Consider the following 18,480-nt stretch of genomic DNA (forward strand, 5'->3'; position numbering starts at 1 on the left):
TTGTCTTGCATACATATTTCTAAGATTATCACTAATAAATACAAAAATCAACCATACTTTTCCAATGAAATCATGTATACAAGAGACGCAGTATCTTAACCTCCTAAAGTTACATCCTGATTCTGATACCAGGCAATCCCTCTATAAAATTGTTCTTCCGTAAACTCTGGCCAAAACTCATCTAAGACATAGATATCTGCATATACAGACTGAACTGGTAGGAATCCGCTCAGTCTGCGCATTCCACCCCATCGCATTATTAAATCAATCCTGGAAATATCTTTTGATGCGATACCATTTTCATTTTTTAAATCCCAATCCCACCCATAGTTCACAAGGAAATTAACTTTGATTCCACCTTTTCCAAATTTCGTTCGTTTTGTATAGTTTTTTAATTCCTCCGGGAAGCTGGGAGATTTATCATTGCCCATAACAAGAAGTTCCGCATCCCGCTTAGATAATTCCAATACCGCATCCACACAAGCTTGTTTAAAGGCTGCTTTCTGTTCTGCAGGCCGTTTTGTATTATCCACAGTAAAACCATAAAGCGTAAGTTCCTCCACTCCCATATCCCTGCATAATTCATAAAGTTTAAACCCAGGGTTAATGCCGTGTTGATACCCGTCTTTTTTTTCTAAACCGCAATTTACAGCCCAGCGTCTGTTTCCATCGGGTATTACCCCGATGTGTCTGGGTACCCTTTTAAATTTCTGCTTCTTTAGATCCATCACATTGTCCAATATATCAAACCCCTTTATCGACATCATACGATAAAAATCTACGAACACTAGATCCGTGATTTTCTGCAATAAGTTCTGTTAAGCAGTGTAAAGACACTGAACAGAATGTTAAAGCTATTATGTTCTTATACTGGAAAATTTATTCATTTAATCATGGGAAAAATAATGGTTTATCTTCTTTTTCCTATCCACAAAATTATATCAAAACCTGTCATAAATGTTATGATACAATAAAAGATTTCCACCCCCACAGGTATTCCAGGAAATACTTCCAGTAAAGAACCAATCATAAATCCAATAATCAGCATATAAGTAAACTGAGGATGCCTCTTCATTTCCTTTTCAATGATTCCTGCCGTAAGAAATGTACCGGCGGCAGTGCCCACCACTAAAGGAATAAGATAAGCAAAATTAAAATCATTAATTGCTTTTAAGGTTAAATCATACATTCCCAGCATTAACAGCACATAAGATGCGCTGATTCCTGGTAATATCAGTGCTACAGCTATAACGATACCTGCAATAGTCAGCATTAGAAGACTTATCCAATGGAATCCAGGCTTAAAATCAAGGAGTCCCTTTGGAAATAAAGTAATAAAATATGCAATTGCTGTACCTATAATTATAGCTGCCTTATTGACCTTTTTCACTTTATTGACTGTAGCTTTTCTGTATAAAGGGGGAAAGCTTGCCAATATGGCTCCAAGAAACAAAAACATCATGGGTTTCTGCCAGGCTGTAACAGCCGTTAACATGGGTCCTGACAACAAAACAATACCCAGAACTCCTGCTATCCCATATTGCAGTAAAAATAATCCGTGTTCTTTAAAATTGCTTTTCAATGAATTGACTGCATGAATTAAATCATCATAGATACCTAATATAATAGCCATGGTGCCGCCGCTAACTCCGGGAATCAGCATGGATGAACCAACTATAAACCCTTTAGCAAATCGTATAAAAATATTATCATCGTTTTTTTTCTGCTTAATCTCCATTTTTATCCTTTTAAATTATTTAATGAACAATCTACTATTTTTTATTTATTTTTTTTAATTTCCTTAATAAAAAACATATAATTAACCCAGTTAAACTTCCTAGCAAATCAATCAAGCAATCTCGTACCTGTGAATTTCTCCCTGGTACAAAGCTTTGATAGAATTCATCCAGGTTTGCAATCAGCAAACATATAAAAAGGATATATATAACTGAAACCTTTGTTTTTATTTTATACACTCTGCTTATAACAAATAGAGTAATACTTAAAACCATATATTCAATAAAATGACTGCTTTTTCTAAGGGCTAAATCTATTGCCTTTGTATCTATACCCTTTGTAATAAATATGTTTTGTATTTTTCCAGGCAGCAGATTATATGCTGTTTCCGAAAACCTTAAAGTCCTGACATCAGAATAAGAATCAGAGGACATAAAAAAATAAAGGAAATAATCCCCACACATATTATTAAAATAAATATTTTTATCTTGTTGTTTTTCACGATCTACCGTCCCACATGCCACATAGGTTCTGATTCCTTTCTTACCAACCTAGTTACTTTTTATCTCATACTAATGGACAAAAGTAATCACCAAAGAAAGAAACATTAATATCCCGGTTTGCCTAATATATGAAACATATTTTCTTATATGCCTCCACACCCGGCTGGTTAAAAGGATTTACACCTAGTAAATATCCACTCATTGCACAGGCTTTCTCAAAAAAATATATTAAATTTCCTAAATAGTACGGTGATATCTGGGGAATATTAATCTTAAGATTAGGCACTCCACCATCAGTGTGTGCCATTATAACCCCTTCCATCGCCTTCCTGTTAATAAAATCAACAGATTTACCACAGAGATAATTTAAACCATCTAAATTATCCCCTGTCTTTTTAATTATGACATCATCATCCGACTCTTCTATGTTAAGTGTTGTTTCAAATATATTTTTTCTACCCTCTTGTATGTATTGCCCCATAGAATGCAAATCTGTGGTAAAACTCAAAGTAGTAGGAAAGATTCCTTTTCCATCCTTTCCTTCACTTTCTCCAAACAATTGTTTATACCACTCTCCCAAGCAAAACAAATTGGGCTCATAACTGACCATTACTTCTATAGTCTTTCCCTTAGTATATAATATATTTCTGATTGCTGCATATTGATATGCCGGATTTTTGTTCAGGTTATCTATTGATAAATCCTGGCACGCAACCTGACTTCCCTTCATAACCATTTCAATGTCGATTCCAGCCACAGCCATGGGTAAAAGTCCAACAGGAGTAAGCACAGAATATCTACCCCCTATGTCATCTGGTATAACAAAGGTCTCATAGCCTTCTTTATCAGCCGATTCCTTTAATGCCCCTTTACGCTTGTCTGTAGTAACAAATATCCTTTTTCTAGCTTCTTCCTTGCCATACCTTTTTTCCATATACTCTTTCAGTAATCTAAATGAAATGGCAGATTCTGTTGTGGTCCCTGATTTTGATATAACATTTATGGATATATCTTTTCCTTCTATATTATAATACAATTTTTTAAGTAAGTAGAGCTAATATTAAATCCAGCAAAATATATCTCAGGTGTGCCTGACTTTCTTCTATGAGCACACGTACAGGAATCCATATTTAACATCTCAATGGCCGCCCTGGCACCTAGATAAGAGCCTCCTATGCCTACCACAATAAAAACCGTCGATTGTTTTCTGATTGTCTCTGCAACTTCTTTTATCTTTTTAAACTCTGTTATATCATAGTTTTCAGGTAAATCTATCCAACCTAAATAATTGCTGCCTTCTCCTTTTTTATTATGTAACAGTTCATGGCATCTGCTTACTTCGTCCTGTAAATTATCTATATTCCTTTTATCTACAAAGTTAAAAGATTGAGAATAGTCTAAAGTTATTTTCTCCATGTATAATAAACCTCTATCATCCAAACAACATCAATTACTCAAGATTTTTTTCAAATCTCCATGCATCTCTGCACATTTGAACTATGCTTCGTTTAGCAGTAAACCCTAATTCACGTTTTGCTTTGGATGCATCTGCATAGCATTCTGCTATATCTCCCGGCCTTCTTTCTACAATCTCAAAGGGTACCTTTATGTCATTACTGCCATTGACGAATTTTCCAGATTTCGTTATGTTGGTGCTTTTAAGGCGCACAGTACTTATAGTTCTACTTGTCCTCTTTGTATGTAATACCAAAACTATTTATCATGAGCTTTAAGAAACTTAACCTCTGCTTTTCGGCTTTAAATTAATCCATCAATTATAGTTGGAAAAGATATTCTGTTTTTGTATCTTATGCCTTTAATGATGATAAAAATTCTTTAAATCCTTCTTCAATAAGATCAAGGAAATCAGAAGTAAGTCCCCACAATGGGAACATAAGATTCTGCATCTATTGGTATCGTCTCCATCGCATAAGAATACTCAATTATTAGTCAGACTGTTTATTCTCAGATATAAAAAAACTCATACTATTATCGTCTTTTCTATAATAATTGTAGTTTTTTCTATATTCTTTTATAAACTTATAATTTAATGCATAAATAGCCCCTAAATATGTAGCAGACATTGGAGTATATATAACATGTCCGCTTACTATTAATAATATCAAAATTATTAAATATGAAATCAAACAATAACCTTTATTTTTAAGTTTTCGAAATTTCAACACTGGATATGAAAGAATACTGGATATAATAATAAAGACAAATAAACCTTGAAAAAACAGAACGTCAAATAAATCTAGCTCTACTAGTTCTCCTTTTGTAAGACCTGTACCCATTATTATAAACATAGGATCGCTAAAAAATTTATCCGCTGCTATCTTTAAAGTCACATTCCTACTACTAAATATAAAAGATAATAAATCTAATCTTTCTAAAAAATATTTATATCTTAGAATGATAGTATCCATATATATTTGCCAAAATATATTAACAAATATTATTCCCATAGCTAAAACTACTCCTACCAGCATCATCTTATATTTTTCATACCTTTTATCTACCTTTAAAGAAAAAACACATATTACAGTAACAATTAAAGATCCAAATATTGCAACTCTTGTCCCAATTAAAAAGCACGCACTTAATAGAAGAATATAATAAAGCAAATTTTTACTTCTTCTTTTATACACAAATGTCTTATTCAAAATAAAAGGTATAATTGAAACCAATATATTACTGATAGCATTTTGCTCAATAAAAAACCCTTTATGTCCTGCATATGTATATGTCGGAACCCCTATATTAAATATTTTTGTTACTATTATTATTATGCTAATAATAATAGCTGAATTTATCAATGAGTTTATGATTTTATCTGAATTTAATTTACTATAATTTGAAATTAATAGGATTATAATAGAAACCATAAATAGTAATTTAGAAAATAATAATGCCTCGTTAAAAAACTCTTTATTATTCAAGTAATACCTTAATGCTAAATATGCTTGTTGAAATAAAAAAAAGGTTAAAAATATAAGAATTAATTGAAAACCTTTTTGTTTTTTTATTGAAAAAAATATAAAAAACAATATAATAATAATCCTAATATACTGTCCTGGACTAATAGCTAATTCTCTATTAAACATGAATATATAAATGCCATTTATGGAGTCAATAAATGGCGTAGCTATTAGCAAAAAACAAATTGCGAAATTAATGTCAATTTTTTTATTTAAATTCATTTTTTATACCTATAATTGAATACCAATCCTTGAGATTTACATAAAATATACAACAAGAATCCTTGTTGAAGATAAGTTTTTTTGTAACACTTTAATTAAAATTGTTATAATTTCTTCCTGCTTTAAATGGGGTTAATCATTAAATTTGTGTTGAGCATGGGGTTGTACTAAGTATAAGCAAAATTGCATACAAACTTATTTAATTCATCATCTGTATGATAATAATGTTGGTTGCAATACAGTAGTTTTGCTTAAATAAGTTACCCTATTCTCAAAGCCATAGCACCTTAGCTTTTCAGATAATCATGGATGGTTCACTTTCGTACATCTTCAGCTTACTCATCTGACTAATTATGTTTAGTCCGTCCCTTAATAAGCTATCAAGGAACAATGTTAAGCACTATAGCCTCTTAATTATATGTATTCCTATTTTTCATAAAATAATAAAGTTCTTTTTTTAGTGTTAAGTATAATACAAAAAAGTAAATACTAACCATAAATATGGATTCAATAATTAGTTTAATCAATAATTCAAATTTATTTGTTGAACCAACAAATAAATTACTGTTTATTATATAGTATGAAAAGTAAATAATTATTGATGGAAGAACTAATTTAGCAACTATTATTTTAATATACTTACTTTTTAATTTCACATTTATTATGCCAAGACTACTTATTAATAAAATAACCGATATTATTGAAGAAAAAGATGTTGCCAATGCTAATCCAACAATACCAAAAGGACCTATTAGTACTAGACTTGCTATAATATTGGTGCAAACGGTAATAATTCCATTTTTCATGGAAACTTTGGTTTCTTTTAAAGAGTAATATGCCCTATTTAATATATCTTTTATTGCCCAAAAAATTAATCCTAACAAATAACCTCTTAGAACTTTTGTTGTTAATAATATATCCTGCTCTAAAAATTTATTATTCTGAAACAATAACTTTACTACATCTTCTGCAGAAACAAAAAGTATTATTATTACTGGTACCATTATTATTAATACTTTTACTATCCCTTCTGATAATGACTTTCCAATATTCTCAAAGTCTTTTTTAGCTGCATATTCTGCTAGAATAGGAAAAACTAATATAACAATTAAATACCCCAGCGCACTGTAACTTGCCATACTTAGCTTATTAGCTATATTTAATTTAGTTATACTTCCTACCTCTAATCCAGATGCTAAATTAATTGAAATAATGTTATTAATTTGCATTGCCATAACCCCTACCGCCATAGGTATTATCATTTGTAAGCTTGTTTTTAAGTAATCATTTGTATGCTGAGTTGATTTTTTTATTCTTAATCCTATCTTTTTAGAATAACTAGCAAGATATAGTAATTGTGCCAATGCTCCTATTAAAATCATAAATATACAAGCCATAAACCCAAAATTATTATATATAACTAACATTGAAATAATTAACACAAGATTAAATGGAATTTGTCTTGCTGCAACGACCTCAACATTATTATAAGATTCTAATACCCCCTCCAATATACTCGTTATACCAAAGATTATTATTGATGGCATAACTATTTTTATTACAGGTTTAACGATAGCAATCTTCACAAGCCCTGGAGCCATAATCTTTATTAATAAATCAGGAAAAATTATGAAAATCAATGTCAATGTTATACATAATCCCAAAATTATAGCTCCAAATTTACTTGCAAAACTATTTGCTTCATCAATTGAGTTATTAATCCTTATATCTGTATAAATAGGCATAAATGTAGTGGAAATAACTGTCCCCATCACGGAAAATAAAATTATAGGCAAATTACTTGCAAATACAAATATGTCTGATTTCGTACTAGCTCCTAGCGTATAAATTATAGCTGTTTCTTTAATAAATCCTAATAACATACTCGTAATGGTTAGAATAAATAAAACTATTGTTTTTCTATTTATCATTTTTTTCCCTATCAATATCAAATGTTATTAATTTATTGGTTATTTTATTTCGTTTATAAAACTTTATAATATTAAACCCTACACTTTGATATTCTTTTAAAGACACTCTATTATTGCTATATATATTTACAAGTATTTTATTTCTACCTTTTTCCTTAGCTATCTCTATTCTATATAATATCGATTGCATATGTATTCCATTTCCCCTGAATTTTTCAAAAACATAATCATCATAAAAATATGTTTCTTTATCACTAACTTTTATGTATTCATTTATACCTGATTCTAGTGTATTTTTAAATGACATATTAAAATAACCACAAATCTCACCTTTGTATTTACAAACTATAATTATGTTATTCGGATCCTCTAATCTTTTTATATATATATTATATTTATTATGTGAAAATTCTGTATAATACAAATCTCTAATTAGTTCAACATCATGAATATCAGCTTTAGCAAATTGAAAATTCCCATTAATCATGGCTCTATTTATTGAATTAATATAATAAACTAATTGATATTCTTTTATAATATATTTATTTTTTATCCTATTATATAAATTCATTTACAACCTCCAAAACTACGAAATTTGTCAAGCTAGTTGTGACAATCCCTATATCTTGCTTATTCTTTAGGATGCATTATCCTCACTGTTCACGTCATTCCTATCCTTTGCTACTTGCTCTGGATTTAACCACACTTTATGTTCTAGTGTCCAATTTCTTATATACTTTGTCAACCTTGGATGTCCCTTTCGCTAGTCATGTTCTACAAAGCTCTACAAATTTAGGTCAAATATGTTTATTTTTGAATATTGTACCATTCCACAAAATGTTTTGCCCTAGTTAATATTTCAAACCCCTTAGGCAAATAATTTGAACGGTATTTAATTTTTTAATTATGTTTTCTACCAGGAGGCTATCAATGCTCACTCTTTATCTACTGTTTGAAAAGCACAATTCCTAGCATTCCTTCGAGTTAAAACTAAACGAACTGTGATTTTACAATTATTAAACCGTTAATGAAAAGATGAAATATAGTTCGTACTATATAAGAGTAGAGATTTGACCCTCTATTCTTATTTTTGGGTTATGATGAGTTTGATTGGCTAATGTAATTTTAATTGGGATACCACCACCGTAGCTAAATCTGTTAGTTAGCACTCATTATCATTAATTGGATTTAACAAGTTTGGATTCGCTCACGTATAACTAACTAACCTGATATCTGAAATGCTGGAGCCAAACATAATAAAACCAAAGGAGGAAATACCATGATTGCAGTAGGAATCGATTTATTAAAATCAAAAACACCTTGCTATAATTAATTCAGATGGCGAAATACTTTTATCCCCTACTAACTATAGTCACAGCACTTCGTAGTTATCATCACTGGTGTAACTACTTAAGAGTTATAATAACACATAAAAAACATAATGGAATCAACAGGCGATTACCATTATCCCATACTTAATAGCCTTCTTCCTGAAAACTTTTTTGTCCGCCTTATTAATACGTATATTATGAAATAGTACGGAGACAATAAAATCAAAAAAGTAAAACCGATAAAAACGATGCTCTCGTTGGAGTAATGGAACCATATAACTAACTAATTTCGCTAATTTAATATTCAGTTTTTATCCTCATTATCACATGCGGCTGAGAGTACACTTTACTCTTCCTAAATTTTTATCAAAATTCAAAGAAAAAGCAAGGTTTAGCTTAGAAGAAATTCGTCCATTTAGACTTAAGAGTCCATAGTTATTCTTCAAATATTTCTATATACATCATATATCTCCTTAATCATTCTTTCTTCTGTAAATTCTTTACTCCTACCAATATTATTTTCAGCATACATATTTATTAAATGTTGATTATTCATTAACTTTAATATTTTGTTACTTAATTCGTCGATTTCACCAATATTCACAAGTTCTCCATTTACGCCATTCTCAACAATCTCTTTTAATCCTCCTATATTATTACAAATTACTGCATTTCCGAAACTCATAGCTTCCACACATGATATTCCAAATGATTCTATATATGAAGGCATTACTAAAATTTTTGATTTCTGTAATATTTCTTCTTTTTTTTGCCTGATATCCAACCTAATAATACTACTACATTTTGTAATTGATATCTTTCCAGATAATTAATTACTTTTTCACACTCACCATCTCCAGCAATATACAATTTCCAATTTAATTTTAATAATTCATCTTTTATAGATTTTATTGCTTTTAATAAATCAAAAACCCCCTTATATTCTATTATTTTTCCCATGAATAATAAAATATTTTGTTTATTACTTAATTCAATTTTATTGGAGTTCTGTTTAACTGAATTATATATTATTATAACTTTATCACTATTCCCAATTATTTTTATAACATTATATTTTATTGAACTTGATACGCATATGATTTTTTCTGAACACATTAAAGTGTATTTAATATATTTTTTAATTAACCAATTACTATTGCTGTAGAAATCATAGAAATACCCACCATGCATATGAATAACAATTTTGCTTTTTCTTTTTATAAGACTAATAATTAACGCCTTCCTAAAAAAGCTACCATTTGAAGCCATATGAATATGAGCTATACTTCCTTGCTCTATTCTTAAGACTCTTATTATTGAATTGATATAATCAATAACTTTATTATTAGTTCTTGTGGCAATATCTTTTATCTTATATCTTTCATTAATTGATTTTGCATTTATTATCTGGTTTATTACAGTAGAAATTCCGCCTCTTAATTCTTTATTAGGACCAATAATATAAATATTTTTCATCTCAATTCTCCTCAGAATGCTATATTTTATTTAGAATTCTTCTTAATTTCCTGGATTTTTTTAATAAATGTTTTATTATTATTATTAAATATTTTATTTTGCCTAGGTAATTATTTTTAAAAATATTAACTTCATAATTCATTTTTATTTCATCAGTCCAATTAAATTTATATTGTTCATTTCCTCTTAAAAAATCAAATTCTAACACTTTATCAAAATAAAATTCAATAATATTGTATAATAATATTGCACCTACTCCGGTATTTATATATTTTTCATCATATACGGGAATATAATAATATATCTTATAATTATCTTTAAAACCAAAATGAACTGCTGCTATTTCTTTATTTATTTCAATATAAGATAATTCTACATTATTATAATTTTCTCTTATGAATTCTTCGTAAAACGATATGTATCTTCTATTATTAAATATACTTTGCCTCCACCTTTTTTATGGAAATCTTGTAATTTTACCCAAACTTTGTTGTCAAATTCAGCTCCAATATTTATTTTTATATTCCCAATTTCTTTTAGTTTTTTTTCTCGCCTTTGAATATCTTTAATGGCTTTATTTTTAGTTTTTGTTTTTTTGTCTTTCATTTTTAAAATTGGAGCCATTACGGATTCTTCAATATTTATTTTCAAATCCATATTACTATTTATTACATCACATAATATAAATAATTCTGTCTCACCTTTAAAATTATTTAAATTGATTTCTTTAAAATTGACTTCTTTAATAAGAAAAGAAATTGCTTTTAAAATAGCATTGTACTTATTTTCACTTTTATCAACTAATATATTATTATAATCAACAGTTTTATTAGTAATAAATCTAATCTTCCCTCTATCATTAATAAAAGGCAGAATTATATTAGTTGACTTGCTATTTCTACCAATTACTATGCATAAATTGTTTTTAAGCTCACAATCAACATTATCTAAGTAAGCTTTAATCCAATTCCAACTATAAAAAATTTCATTACAATCTAAATTTCTTAACAAGTCATTCCAATCTCTTTCTAACAAGAGAAATTCATCGTATTTCGTTATTATATTAAAATTCATGATTCCTCCTAAAATATAATTATGCAACCCTCCTGCCTTAATCATAATATAAGTAAGATATAATTCAGATTTCCCCTAAAATAGAAAATAAATATAAATACTAATAATTATCTTTAAAAAAATTCATCGTTTCTTTCCTTTACCTTTTATCCCTATTTTTATATTTACTAAGGAAAATAATCCAAAATGCCTAAATAATCCTTGAACTAAAAGTTTATTCTCCTTCATTATACTAACCCTACAAATTTTGTGTTTGTATCTCATAAATATCATTATTATGAAGTTTTAAATTGAAAACATATCTGTCTCCTTTTAAAGTTCCTTCTATTACCTTACTGTTTTTTATCAAGACACATCTTTTTTTTAAGGCATTGACTACGCCTATACTAATTTCATAATTATCTATTTCTTTCTCACAATTTACAATTATTCTGTTGTCTTTGCATATTATATCACTTTTACTGTAGGCCCTAAAATATTCAGCAATTTCACTACAAGTGGTATACCATAAATCATATGTTTTCAAATATTTAAATATATAATTCAGATTATCCATATCACTTATAATATTGGGATATTGTATTCTATAATCCACCCTATATTTAGCTGTATGTTCTTGGATACTTATTAATAATTTATTTTTTATTAAATAGTTAATTTGATTTTCTAAAGTATTTCTCTTGATAATAGCATAATATAATGACTTTATATATTTTTTTGAAAATATTTTTTGTAGCTTTTTAGTGAGTAAAAGCTTCCATCTATTGTAGACGGAATATCTATTACATCATTAAAATAGTCCAATTGTAACGACAACACATTACTTTTGATTTTATAATTATTTAGTAGTATGGAATCCCAATGTCTACACCACCACTTAAAATTAGTTTTTACTATAGATTCATCTGAGAAATCATTATAACAATATCCACAATACTTACCACCGTTAAAATTTACACCTACTGTATCTTTAAATATTTTCTTCCCTATTTCTATTTTTTTTATTGCCTCTTCTAAATTACTATACGTATTCCATTCTTCAACAAATTCTTCTCTTGTATCTCCACATATACCGTGTGTTAATCCGTGATATGCCAGTTCAAATCTTTCATCATTACAAAGTTCTTTTAAAAATTCTGAAAAACCATTTTCGGTTATATCATAGCTTAAATAATTATTACCGCCTTTGATTATACCTTCTCTCCTGCCTACAACTAAAAATAAAGTGCATTTTACATATGGATATTTATTCAATAATTGATTATTTAATATGTGAAAAAAAGAATCACAATCCTTTTTTAAATAACCCCAGTCACTGCCTTTAACACACTCACTCGTATTTTTAATATCGATCCATTTATTGGCTAAATCATCTATCATTAATACCACTGGTGATTGACAATCATTTTTCCATTTACACTTTTCAACTATAAATTCTTTTATCATAAAATGCATCCTTTCTGTAAGATATAATATTCTAGACTTTCTGCTTCTTTCTCATAATAAGGTTCTTTCCAATTGATAAATCCACTGATTTTTATGCAATCCTATATAATCAGTAGCTATTTTTATATCTTTGTTAAAATGAGCCAAGCGAGAACGAATTTTATTTAAAAAACTAGTTCAGTACCTCTTTAACTCTCTATGCATTTTACTCAGACGTTATATTTAATCTATAAAATCTATGTCATAAGCCTTTACGATATAATCGAGCTGTGTTGCACTCATTAAGCCGATAGCTTTAATTATTGGGGTCGATTAGGTGTGCTTCTTCCTAATTTTCAATCTAGGAGACTACTATATTCGCAAAATACCGATCTTTTCCTCACTCTTTGGTCCTACCATAATGGTATTTGGGTTCTTTTTATTTTGCATTTTTCTCTTTTATCCAATTAATTATATTTCTAACTCTTGAATTATCATTTTGAACTTGCCTCTTTTCGTTAACTCCATTTCATCCACCTGCATTATTTTACAATCAAATGTATTTCCTACCTTTAAAGTTAAAGCTTCTTTAATGTCATTTAATTCTGCATCTGATAATTTACTATCAGCTTGAACATTAAAATTTAGTTTTCCTTTCTCCTTTTGAACAAATTGATATGCAGCAATATTTTTTAAAGTATCACAATGAAAATTTATTGCTGCTATCGCAATTCTTTCATCGTTCTTTCCTATAAGAACATCTTGATCATGATGCCCATGGATATTATAGATACCTCCTTCAATCAAATGTGCATAATCATCCAACTCATATCTAATTAAAGGCATCTTTCTATTCAAGAATCCCGTACAAATCACCTTTCCGTTGTTTTCATTACTTAATTCAACTACTCCATAAACAGGGTTAAAGGAATATCCATTTTCTTTCTGTTCTGCAAATACTGCTCGTTCAGTATGTCCATAAAAGCTATATATTTTGCACTTAATCGTGTCCTCTATAATCTTAACTTGATTCTCATAAATATTCTCAGATATTAAAAACACAGCTTCAATTTTCCTGTTCAATGTTAAATTATTCTTACTCAACAATCTACAGAAGTTGCTTATTGCTGATGGGTAACCATATAAAAATGTTGCTCCAAAAGAATCGATCTTTTTAACATATTCTTTAACATTATTATCATTTAATATAAATGGATTAAACATCATTTCATTATACAATGGATTATATTTTGATATTTCATTATTAAACTTAACCCCTCTAAATGTCGCCAACCTACTATGTTTATAATCGTATCCTGCTTTTGCCCAAAAATGATATACAAATGCCCTTTCCTTAAAAATCGAGTCTTTTTCTAATAAAAGTTTTATTGGCTTACCGGCTGTACCTCCTGTTGTTACCTGATAATAATTTGTAACATTTGGTACAATTAGGTCATCGTATCTCTTTTCTAATATTTCTCTAGTAAGTATAGGTATTTTTTTAATATCGTTAAAATCCACTAAAGAATATGGGTTAAAATCCACTAAATCAAATATTTCTTTGTAATATTTTGAATTTTCGTATGCAAATTGAAGAATGCTTTTTAAATGTTCCAGTTGGCTGATAGCGACTTTTTTCGCGTCCCACATATCCGCTTTATTTAATTCATCAATTTGCCTTTTAAAAACTGGATTTTTTATTAGACTAAATCTTATAATTGGCCCTAAGACTATTTTGATTGAATCTGGCAATTTTTCATTTATTATTTTAAGGATTCCAATATTCATTCTTTGTTATCTACCTCAACTCTTCTCATCAACGCTTATATTTGTTATAAAAAAACTATCTACGCTTATATCTATATTTATTTTTATGCCACATATTTCTTGCTTTTTTAGATAATTTGGCGAATACCAACCACTATACTCTTCAATAGAAAATTTATGCTCCCCTGCAAAAGAAATAGTAATTTCCAATTTTCCATTATTGGCGATGACTTTATAATTATTTTTTAACCTAATATCAAATTTTGGGCCAAGAAGATAAGTAATGGTTGCAGTAATAGGTTTTTTAACATTTACAATTTCATCTTCTATTATCAACTCATCCTTTCTATTAAATTTAAAGCATCTATTATGAATCATTGGTGAATATCCATCATGTGATGCACAAATTAAATCTTTAGAATCTGACAGCTCAAAGCTATTCAACGTTACGTTTGCCTTTCTTCCCCATAAAAAAGCTCCTAACATTTCCGATTGGTCTTTGCTATCAATAGCCACAGTATTGTGATTAATTGTCCTTCTAAAAGAATCTCTATCGTCTGGCATAATATGATAGTTATATGTTCCCGAATCCACAAAAACTGGAATTCCACATATAAACATTTGAAAACTCAATGCATCAGCATGACCATGAGCGGCCAAACTACCATATCCAAGCGCTGCATGATCAATTCCAATTACCACTCTTCCATCTTCACTTCTTAGTATTGTATTCCCACCTTCTAGATAACAAATACTATCTTGATTTTTATACAGCCTTTTTTTCCTGCATTCATTAAGCTGTTCTCTCGTAAACAACCATTTGATATTTTCACTTACTCCTGTCAAATCAGTAAATCTGGTATCAAGAATGCAACTCATTAAATCCAAAACATACTGATAATGGTTAATACCTTTCCCAGACAGATCTAATATTTTACTTTCATCATTATCTCCAAATTCAATGACCTCTCCGTACGTTCCTATGCAATTAGATACATACTGACTCATTCTGATAAGCATGGTTTGCCAAATATCTGGAATTGTAATTTTATTTAGTTGCATCATTCTATACATTAGTCCATATGCTTCCATTACAAATGTCTGATAATGTAAAGACAATTCCTTGTTTATTCCATCACCATAATTCTGTTCTGTAATCTCGTGTAATAAAATATCAATGGACACATCTTTCCATTTATCATAATCAAAAACAATGCCAGATAAGCCTATAGCATAGGCTTCAACAATTAGATGATTATTGGCACTAGAAAATCTTGAATAATGATTAGCAACGTAATCAGTCATGTTTAAAATTCCTAATCGAAGTTCATCATATATACTGTTCGGTATACAGTTGGTATATTTCTTTGTTTCATCTGCCATCTTTAAAAATGCGTAAGTATATATCCACGAATTAATACGAATAGCAACTTCCATCGGGGATGTCCAAGAAACACCATGCAAAAAAGGGCTATTCTGATTCCAGTGCCAAAACAAATCGCATAGTTCATCCAAAAATTTTTGTTCTCCTGAAGCATAATAATTCTTAGCAAGCATTGCAAACTGGAAATGTCTATTCAATTCCCAATTTGTGCGAACATCACCAATATCAATTCTTTGTTTACAATCTAAATTGTAAGAAAACGTTAATGGCCATTTATTATCTGTCTGAAACCCTGCATTCCAGTCATTTTTATACTCCTCATACGAATAAACATCAAAAATACTTAATTGTTTATTTAATGAAAAATCCTGATTTGAAGCATTAATATAAAGACGGCTTGTATCTATTTTAAGTTTATTCAATTCTGCAGATAAAGGAATATTTGTCACAGCAATATTATTATTCTTATAAAACTTCCCTTCCTTTTTTTGAAGTAATTTCTGTTGAATACGCCATGCGATTTCCTTATGATTCATTGCCTTTAATCGATTTAAAATCCAAATTAATTTCTTCAAAATACCACCTTTAATTAGATGCTATTTATGTTACCTAACATCTACTATTGTTAAAAATCAACCATTACTAAAAAATTAGTAGCCTTACTTTTCTTTTTATATTTAACTTCATTATCTGTATTTACAATTCCCCACTACTAGGAATCAAACGCGTTCTAATCCTCACATAGCTAACTAGAATCTTAAGCTAAAGTAATTAAAACACAAGTTCATAATTGGCAAATCATATTTAGAACCTAAAGTAATCATTCCAATCATAATATAGTAGCTTCCCTTCAAACACGACTAAATTTAATTAATTACATCGTTTTAATTTTCTGTTCATTAAATGACATCCCTTTATGCTCCACATAACTTTTTCCTAACAATTTTCTACAAATATTTCTTATCTTTCAATGTACTTAATAATTTTTGACGGTACACCAACTACCACAGCATTATCGGGAATGTCAGCTAAAACTACTGCATTTGCTCCGATAATCACATTATTTCCAATATGGATTGACCCAATTATAACTGCACCAGTTCCTATTGTTACATTATCTCCTATTACCGGAACTTCTTGTTTACCACTTTTACCGCCAAGTGTAACGTTTTGTGATATATGGCAATTACTCCCTAAAACACATTTTTTGTGTATAACCACCCCTAATCCCTGATATCCTATTAAAGTTCCCTGACCAATTTTGCATTGATAAGGGATGACTGCTGCAAATAATACTCTGATTAATCCTTTGATCATCATAGGCAATATAGGCACATGATGTAAATATAGCCATCTTTCAGCTTGATACCATTTATATATATTCATCCAAACCACCAATAACGTATTAATTATTATAGTCCATACGTTCCTTCTAATTCACAAATATGACGAGTATCTAGAACTACCTTGCCCTTCAACTTATACATGCTCTCTTTAATCTCATTGTGACCAACAAGTAACACTACAAAATCTATAGAATTAAGGAAATCATCTAAGTCATGTAACTGGTTCGGTACTACATCCTTCTTAATGTATGGGTCATAAACTTTTACAAGATTTCCACTTAAATGTTTATCCATACTATTAAGAATTTGCAACGTTGGGCTTTCACGCATATCATCAACATTCTCTTTATAAGCTAAGCCATAAAGTCCTACGCGACTCACATCCGTCATACCTGTATCTTTCATTATTTCATGCATACGCTCAAGAACGAATTCTGGCATTGAATCATTAATCTTTCTTGCTGCAAGAACAATATTAGCAAGCCCTGGATAATCTCCTACAAGGAACCATGGATCAACAGAAATACAATGACCTCCAACTCCAGGTCCAGGGGTAAGAATATTTACTCTAGGATGCATATTAGCGATTTTAATTATTTCATACACATCCATATCATCAGAACGACAAATTTTAGCAAGCTCATTAGCATATGCAATGTTAATATCACGGAATGTATTTTCTACCACCTTTGTCATCTCAGCTGTGCGAATATCTGTAACAACAATCTCACCTTGGCAAAAAGACCCATATAATTCTTTAATCTTTTCACCAATTACAATATCATCCGCACCAATAGTTCTATTATTATTTAACAACTCATATACCATGTTTCCTGGAATGATTCTCTCAGGTGCATGTACAAGATTTAAATCTTCGCCAATCGTAAACCCGTTTGCTTCTACAATTGGCCTTACATGCTTGTCAATTGTTCCTGGGGCGATTGTTGATTCAATAACCACTATAGCCCCTTTAGTACAAACTTCCATAACACTCTTAACAGCAGCTTTCACATATTTTGTATCTACTTTTTTACTAAATTCATCGTATGGAGTTGGTACAGAAATAATATAGATATCAGTAACCTGATATTCCGTTGAAAATTTAATGCCACCATCAACAGCTTGATCAAATAATCTGTCCATTCCTTCCTCTTTAAATGTAGTTTTTCCTGCATTTAATGTATTTACTAGTTCTTTGTTATAATCAGTTCCAATAACTTCAACTCCATGAGCTGCCATCATAAGTGCTGTAGGCAACCCTATGTATCCAAGTCCTATTACGTTAATCACGATTTTTTTCTCC

General features: G+C 29.4%; 15 protein-coding genes and 2 pseudogenes. All 17 read right to left on the bottom strand.

The genetic code is table 11. The features are described 5' to 3' along the window. Positions 1-95: 95 nt before the first annotated feature. The 17 genes and pseudogenes from Ami3637_RS01735 to Ami3637_RS01820 all read right to left on the bottom strand — a co-directional run bounded on the left by Ami3637_RS01735 (position 96) and on the right by Ami3637_RS01820 (position 18,467). Positions 96-767, bottom strand: coding sequence for an undecaprenyl diphosphate synthase family protein (locus tag Ami3637_RS01735; RefSeq protein ID WP_330586770.1), 672 nt, complete (start codon positions 765-767; stop codon positions 96-98). 143 nt (positions 768-910) lie between these two features. Next, positions 911-1,738, bottom strand: a complete 828-nt coding sequence (locus tag Ami3637_RS01740; protein ID WP_162361063.1) for a DUF368 domain-containing protein — start codon at positions 1,736-1,738, stop codon at positions 911-913. A 34-nt stretch (positions 1,739-1,772) separates the two neighbouring features. Next, positions 1,773-2,201: a VanZ family protein gene (locus Ami3637_RS19015; protein ID WP_408609076.1), complete on the bottom strand. Its 429-nt coding sequence runs from the start codon at positions 2,199-2,201 to the stop codon at positions 1,773-1,775. A gap of 143 nt (positions 2,202-2,344) precedes the next feature. Next, a pseudogene (locus Ami3637_RS01750) lies at positions 2,345-3,656 on the bottom strand (glucose-6-phosphate isomerase). A 34-nt stretch (positions 3,657-3,690) separates the two neighbouring features. Continuing rightward, positions 3,691-3,909 carry a GDP-mannose 4,6-dehydratase gene (locus Ami3637_RS17045; RefSeq protein WP_243158071.1) on the bottom strand — a complete coding sequence of 73 codons (219 nt, stop codon included), beginning with the start codon at positions 3,907-3,909 and terminating at the stop codon, positions 3,691-3,693. A gap of 277 nt (positions 3,910-4,186) precedes the next feature. Then, on the bottom strand, positions 4,187-5,443 hold the full coding sequence (locus Ami3637_RS01760; protein WP_162361065.1) for an O-antigen ligase family protein: 1,257 nt from the start codon (positions 5,441-5,443) through the stop codon (positions 4,187-4,189). A gap of 410 nt (positions 5,444-5,853) precedes the next feature. Next, on the bottom strand, positions 5,854-7,374 hold the full coding sequence (gene murJ / locus Ami3637_RS01765) for a murein biosynthesis integral membrane protein MurJ (RefSeq protein ID WP_330586773.1): 1,521 nt from the start codon (positions 7,372-7,374) through the stop codon (positions 5,854-5,856). Further along, positions 7,364-7,945: a GNAT family N-acetyltransferase gene (locus tag Ami3637_RS01770; RefSeq protein ID WP_162361067.1), complete on the bottom strand. Its 582-nt coding sequence runs from the start codon at positions 7,943-7,945 to the stop codon at positions 7,364-7,366. Before Ami3637_RS01770 ends, murJ begins: the two co-directional genes overlap by 11 nt. Positions 7,946-9,147: 1,202 nt before the next feature. Beyond that, positions 9,148-10,181: pseudogene (locus tag Ami3637_RS01780) on the bottom strand (glycosyltransferase family 4 protein). A 19-nt stretch (positions 10,182-10,200) separates the two neighbouring features. After that, complete coding sequence (locus Ami3637_RS19020; protein ID WP_162363632.1) at positions 10,201-10,620, bottom strand: GNAT family N-acetyltransferase; 420 nt, start codon at positions 10,618-10,620, stop codon at positions 10,201-10,203. Beyond that, positions 10,575-11,300: a GNAT family N-acetyltransferase gene (locus Ami3637_RS01790; protein WP_162361070.1), complete on the bottom strand. Its 726-nt coding sequence runs from the start codon at positions 11,298-11,300 to the stop codon at positions 10,575-10,577. The genes Ami3637_RS19020 and Ami3637_RS01790 overlap by 46 nt, the downstream gene beginning before the upstream one ends. Before the next feature lie 193 nt (positions 11,301-11,493). Then, positions 11,494-11,781, bottom strand: coding sequence for a hypothetical protein (locus Ami3637_RS01795; protein ID WP_162361071.1), 288 nt, complete (start codon positions 11,779-11,781; stop codon positions 11,494-11,496). 179 nt (positions 11,782-11,960) lie between these two features. After that, positions 11,961-12,701: a hypothetical protein gene (locus Ami3637_RS01800; protein ID WP_162361072.1), complete on the bottom strand. Its 741-nt coding sequence runs from the start codon at positions 12,699-12,701 to the stop codon at positions 11,961-11,963. Between the two features lie 450 nt (positions 12,702-13,151). Then, complete coding sequence (locus tag Ami3637_RS01805; protein ID WP_162361073.1) at positions 13,152-14,468, bottom strand: phenylacetate--CoA ligase family protein; 1,317 nt, start codon at positions 14,466-14,468, stop codon at positions 13,152-13,154. 15 nt (positions 14,469-14,483) lie between these two features. Beyond that, positions 14,484-16,406, bottom strand: a complete 1,923-nt coding sequence (locus Ami3637_RS01810; RefSeq protein ID WP_162361074.1) for an alginate lyase family protein — start codon at positions 16,404-16,406, stop codon at positions 14,484-14,486. A 385-nt stretch (positions 16,407-16,791) separates the two neighbouring features. Beyond that, entirely contained in the window at positions 16,792-17,151 is a 360-nt protein-coding gene (locus tag Ami3637_RS01815) for a serine O-acetyltransferase (RefSeq protein WP_243158073.1), read from the bottom strand. A 92-nt stretch (positions 17,152-17,243) separates the two neighbouring features. Continuing rightward, positions 17,244-18,467, bottom strand: a complete 1,224-nt coding sequence (locus Ami3637_RS01820) for a nucleotide sugar dehydrogenase (RefSeq protein ID WP_162361076.1) — start codon at positions 18,465-18,467, stop codon at positions 17,244-17,246. Positions 18,468-18,480 lie beyond the last annotated feature (13 nt).

It is taken from the genome of Aminipila terrae, assembly GCF_010120715.1.
GTDB lineage: Bacteria > Bacillota > Clostridia > Peptostreptococcales > Anaerovoracaceae > Aminipila > Aminipila terrae.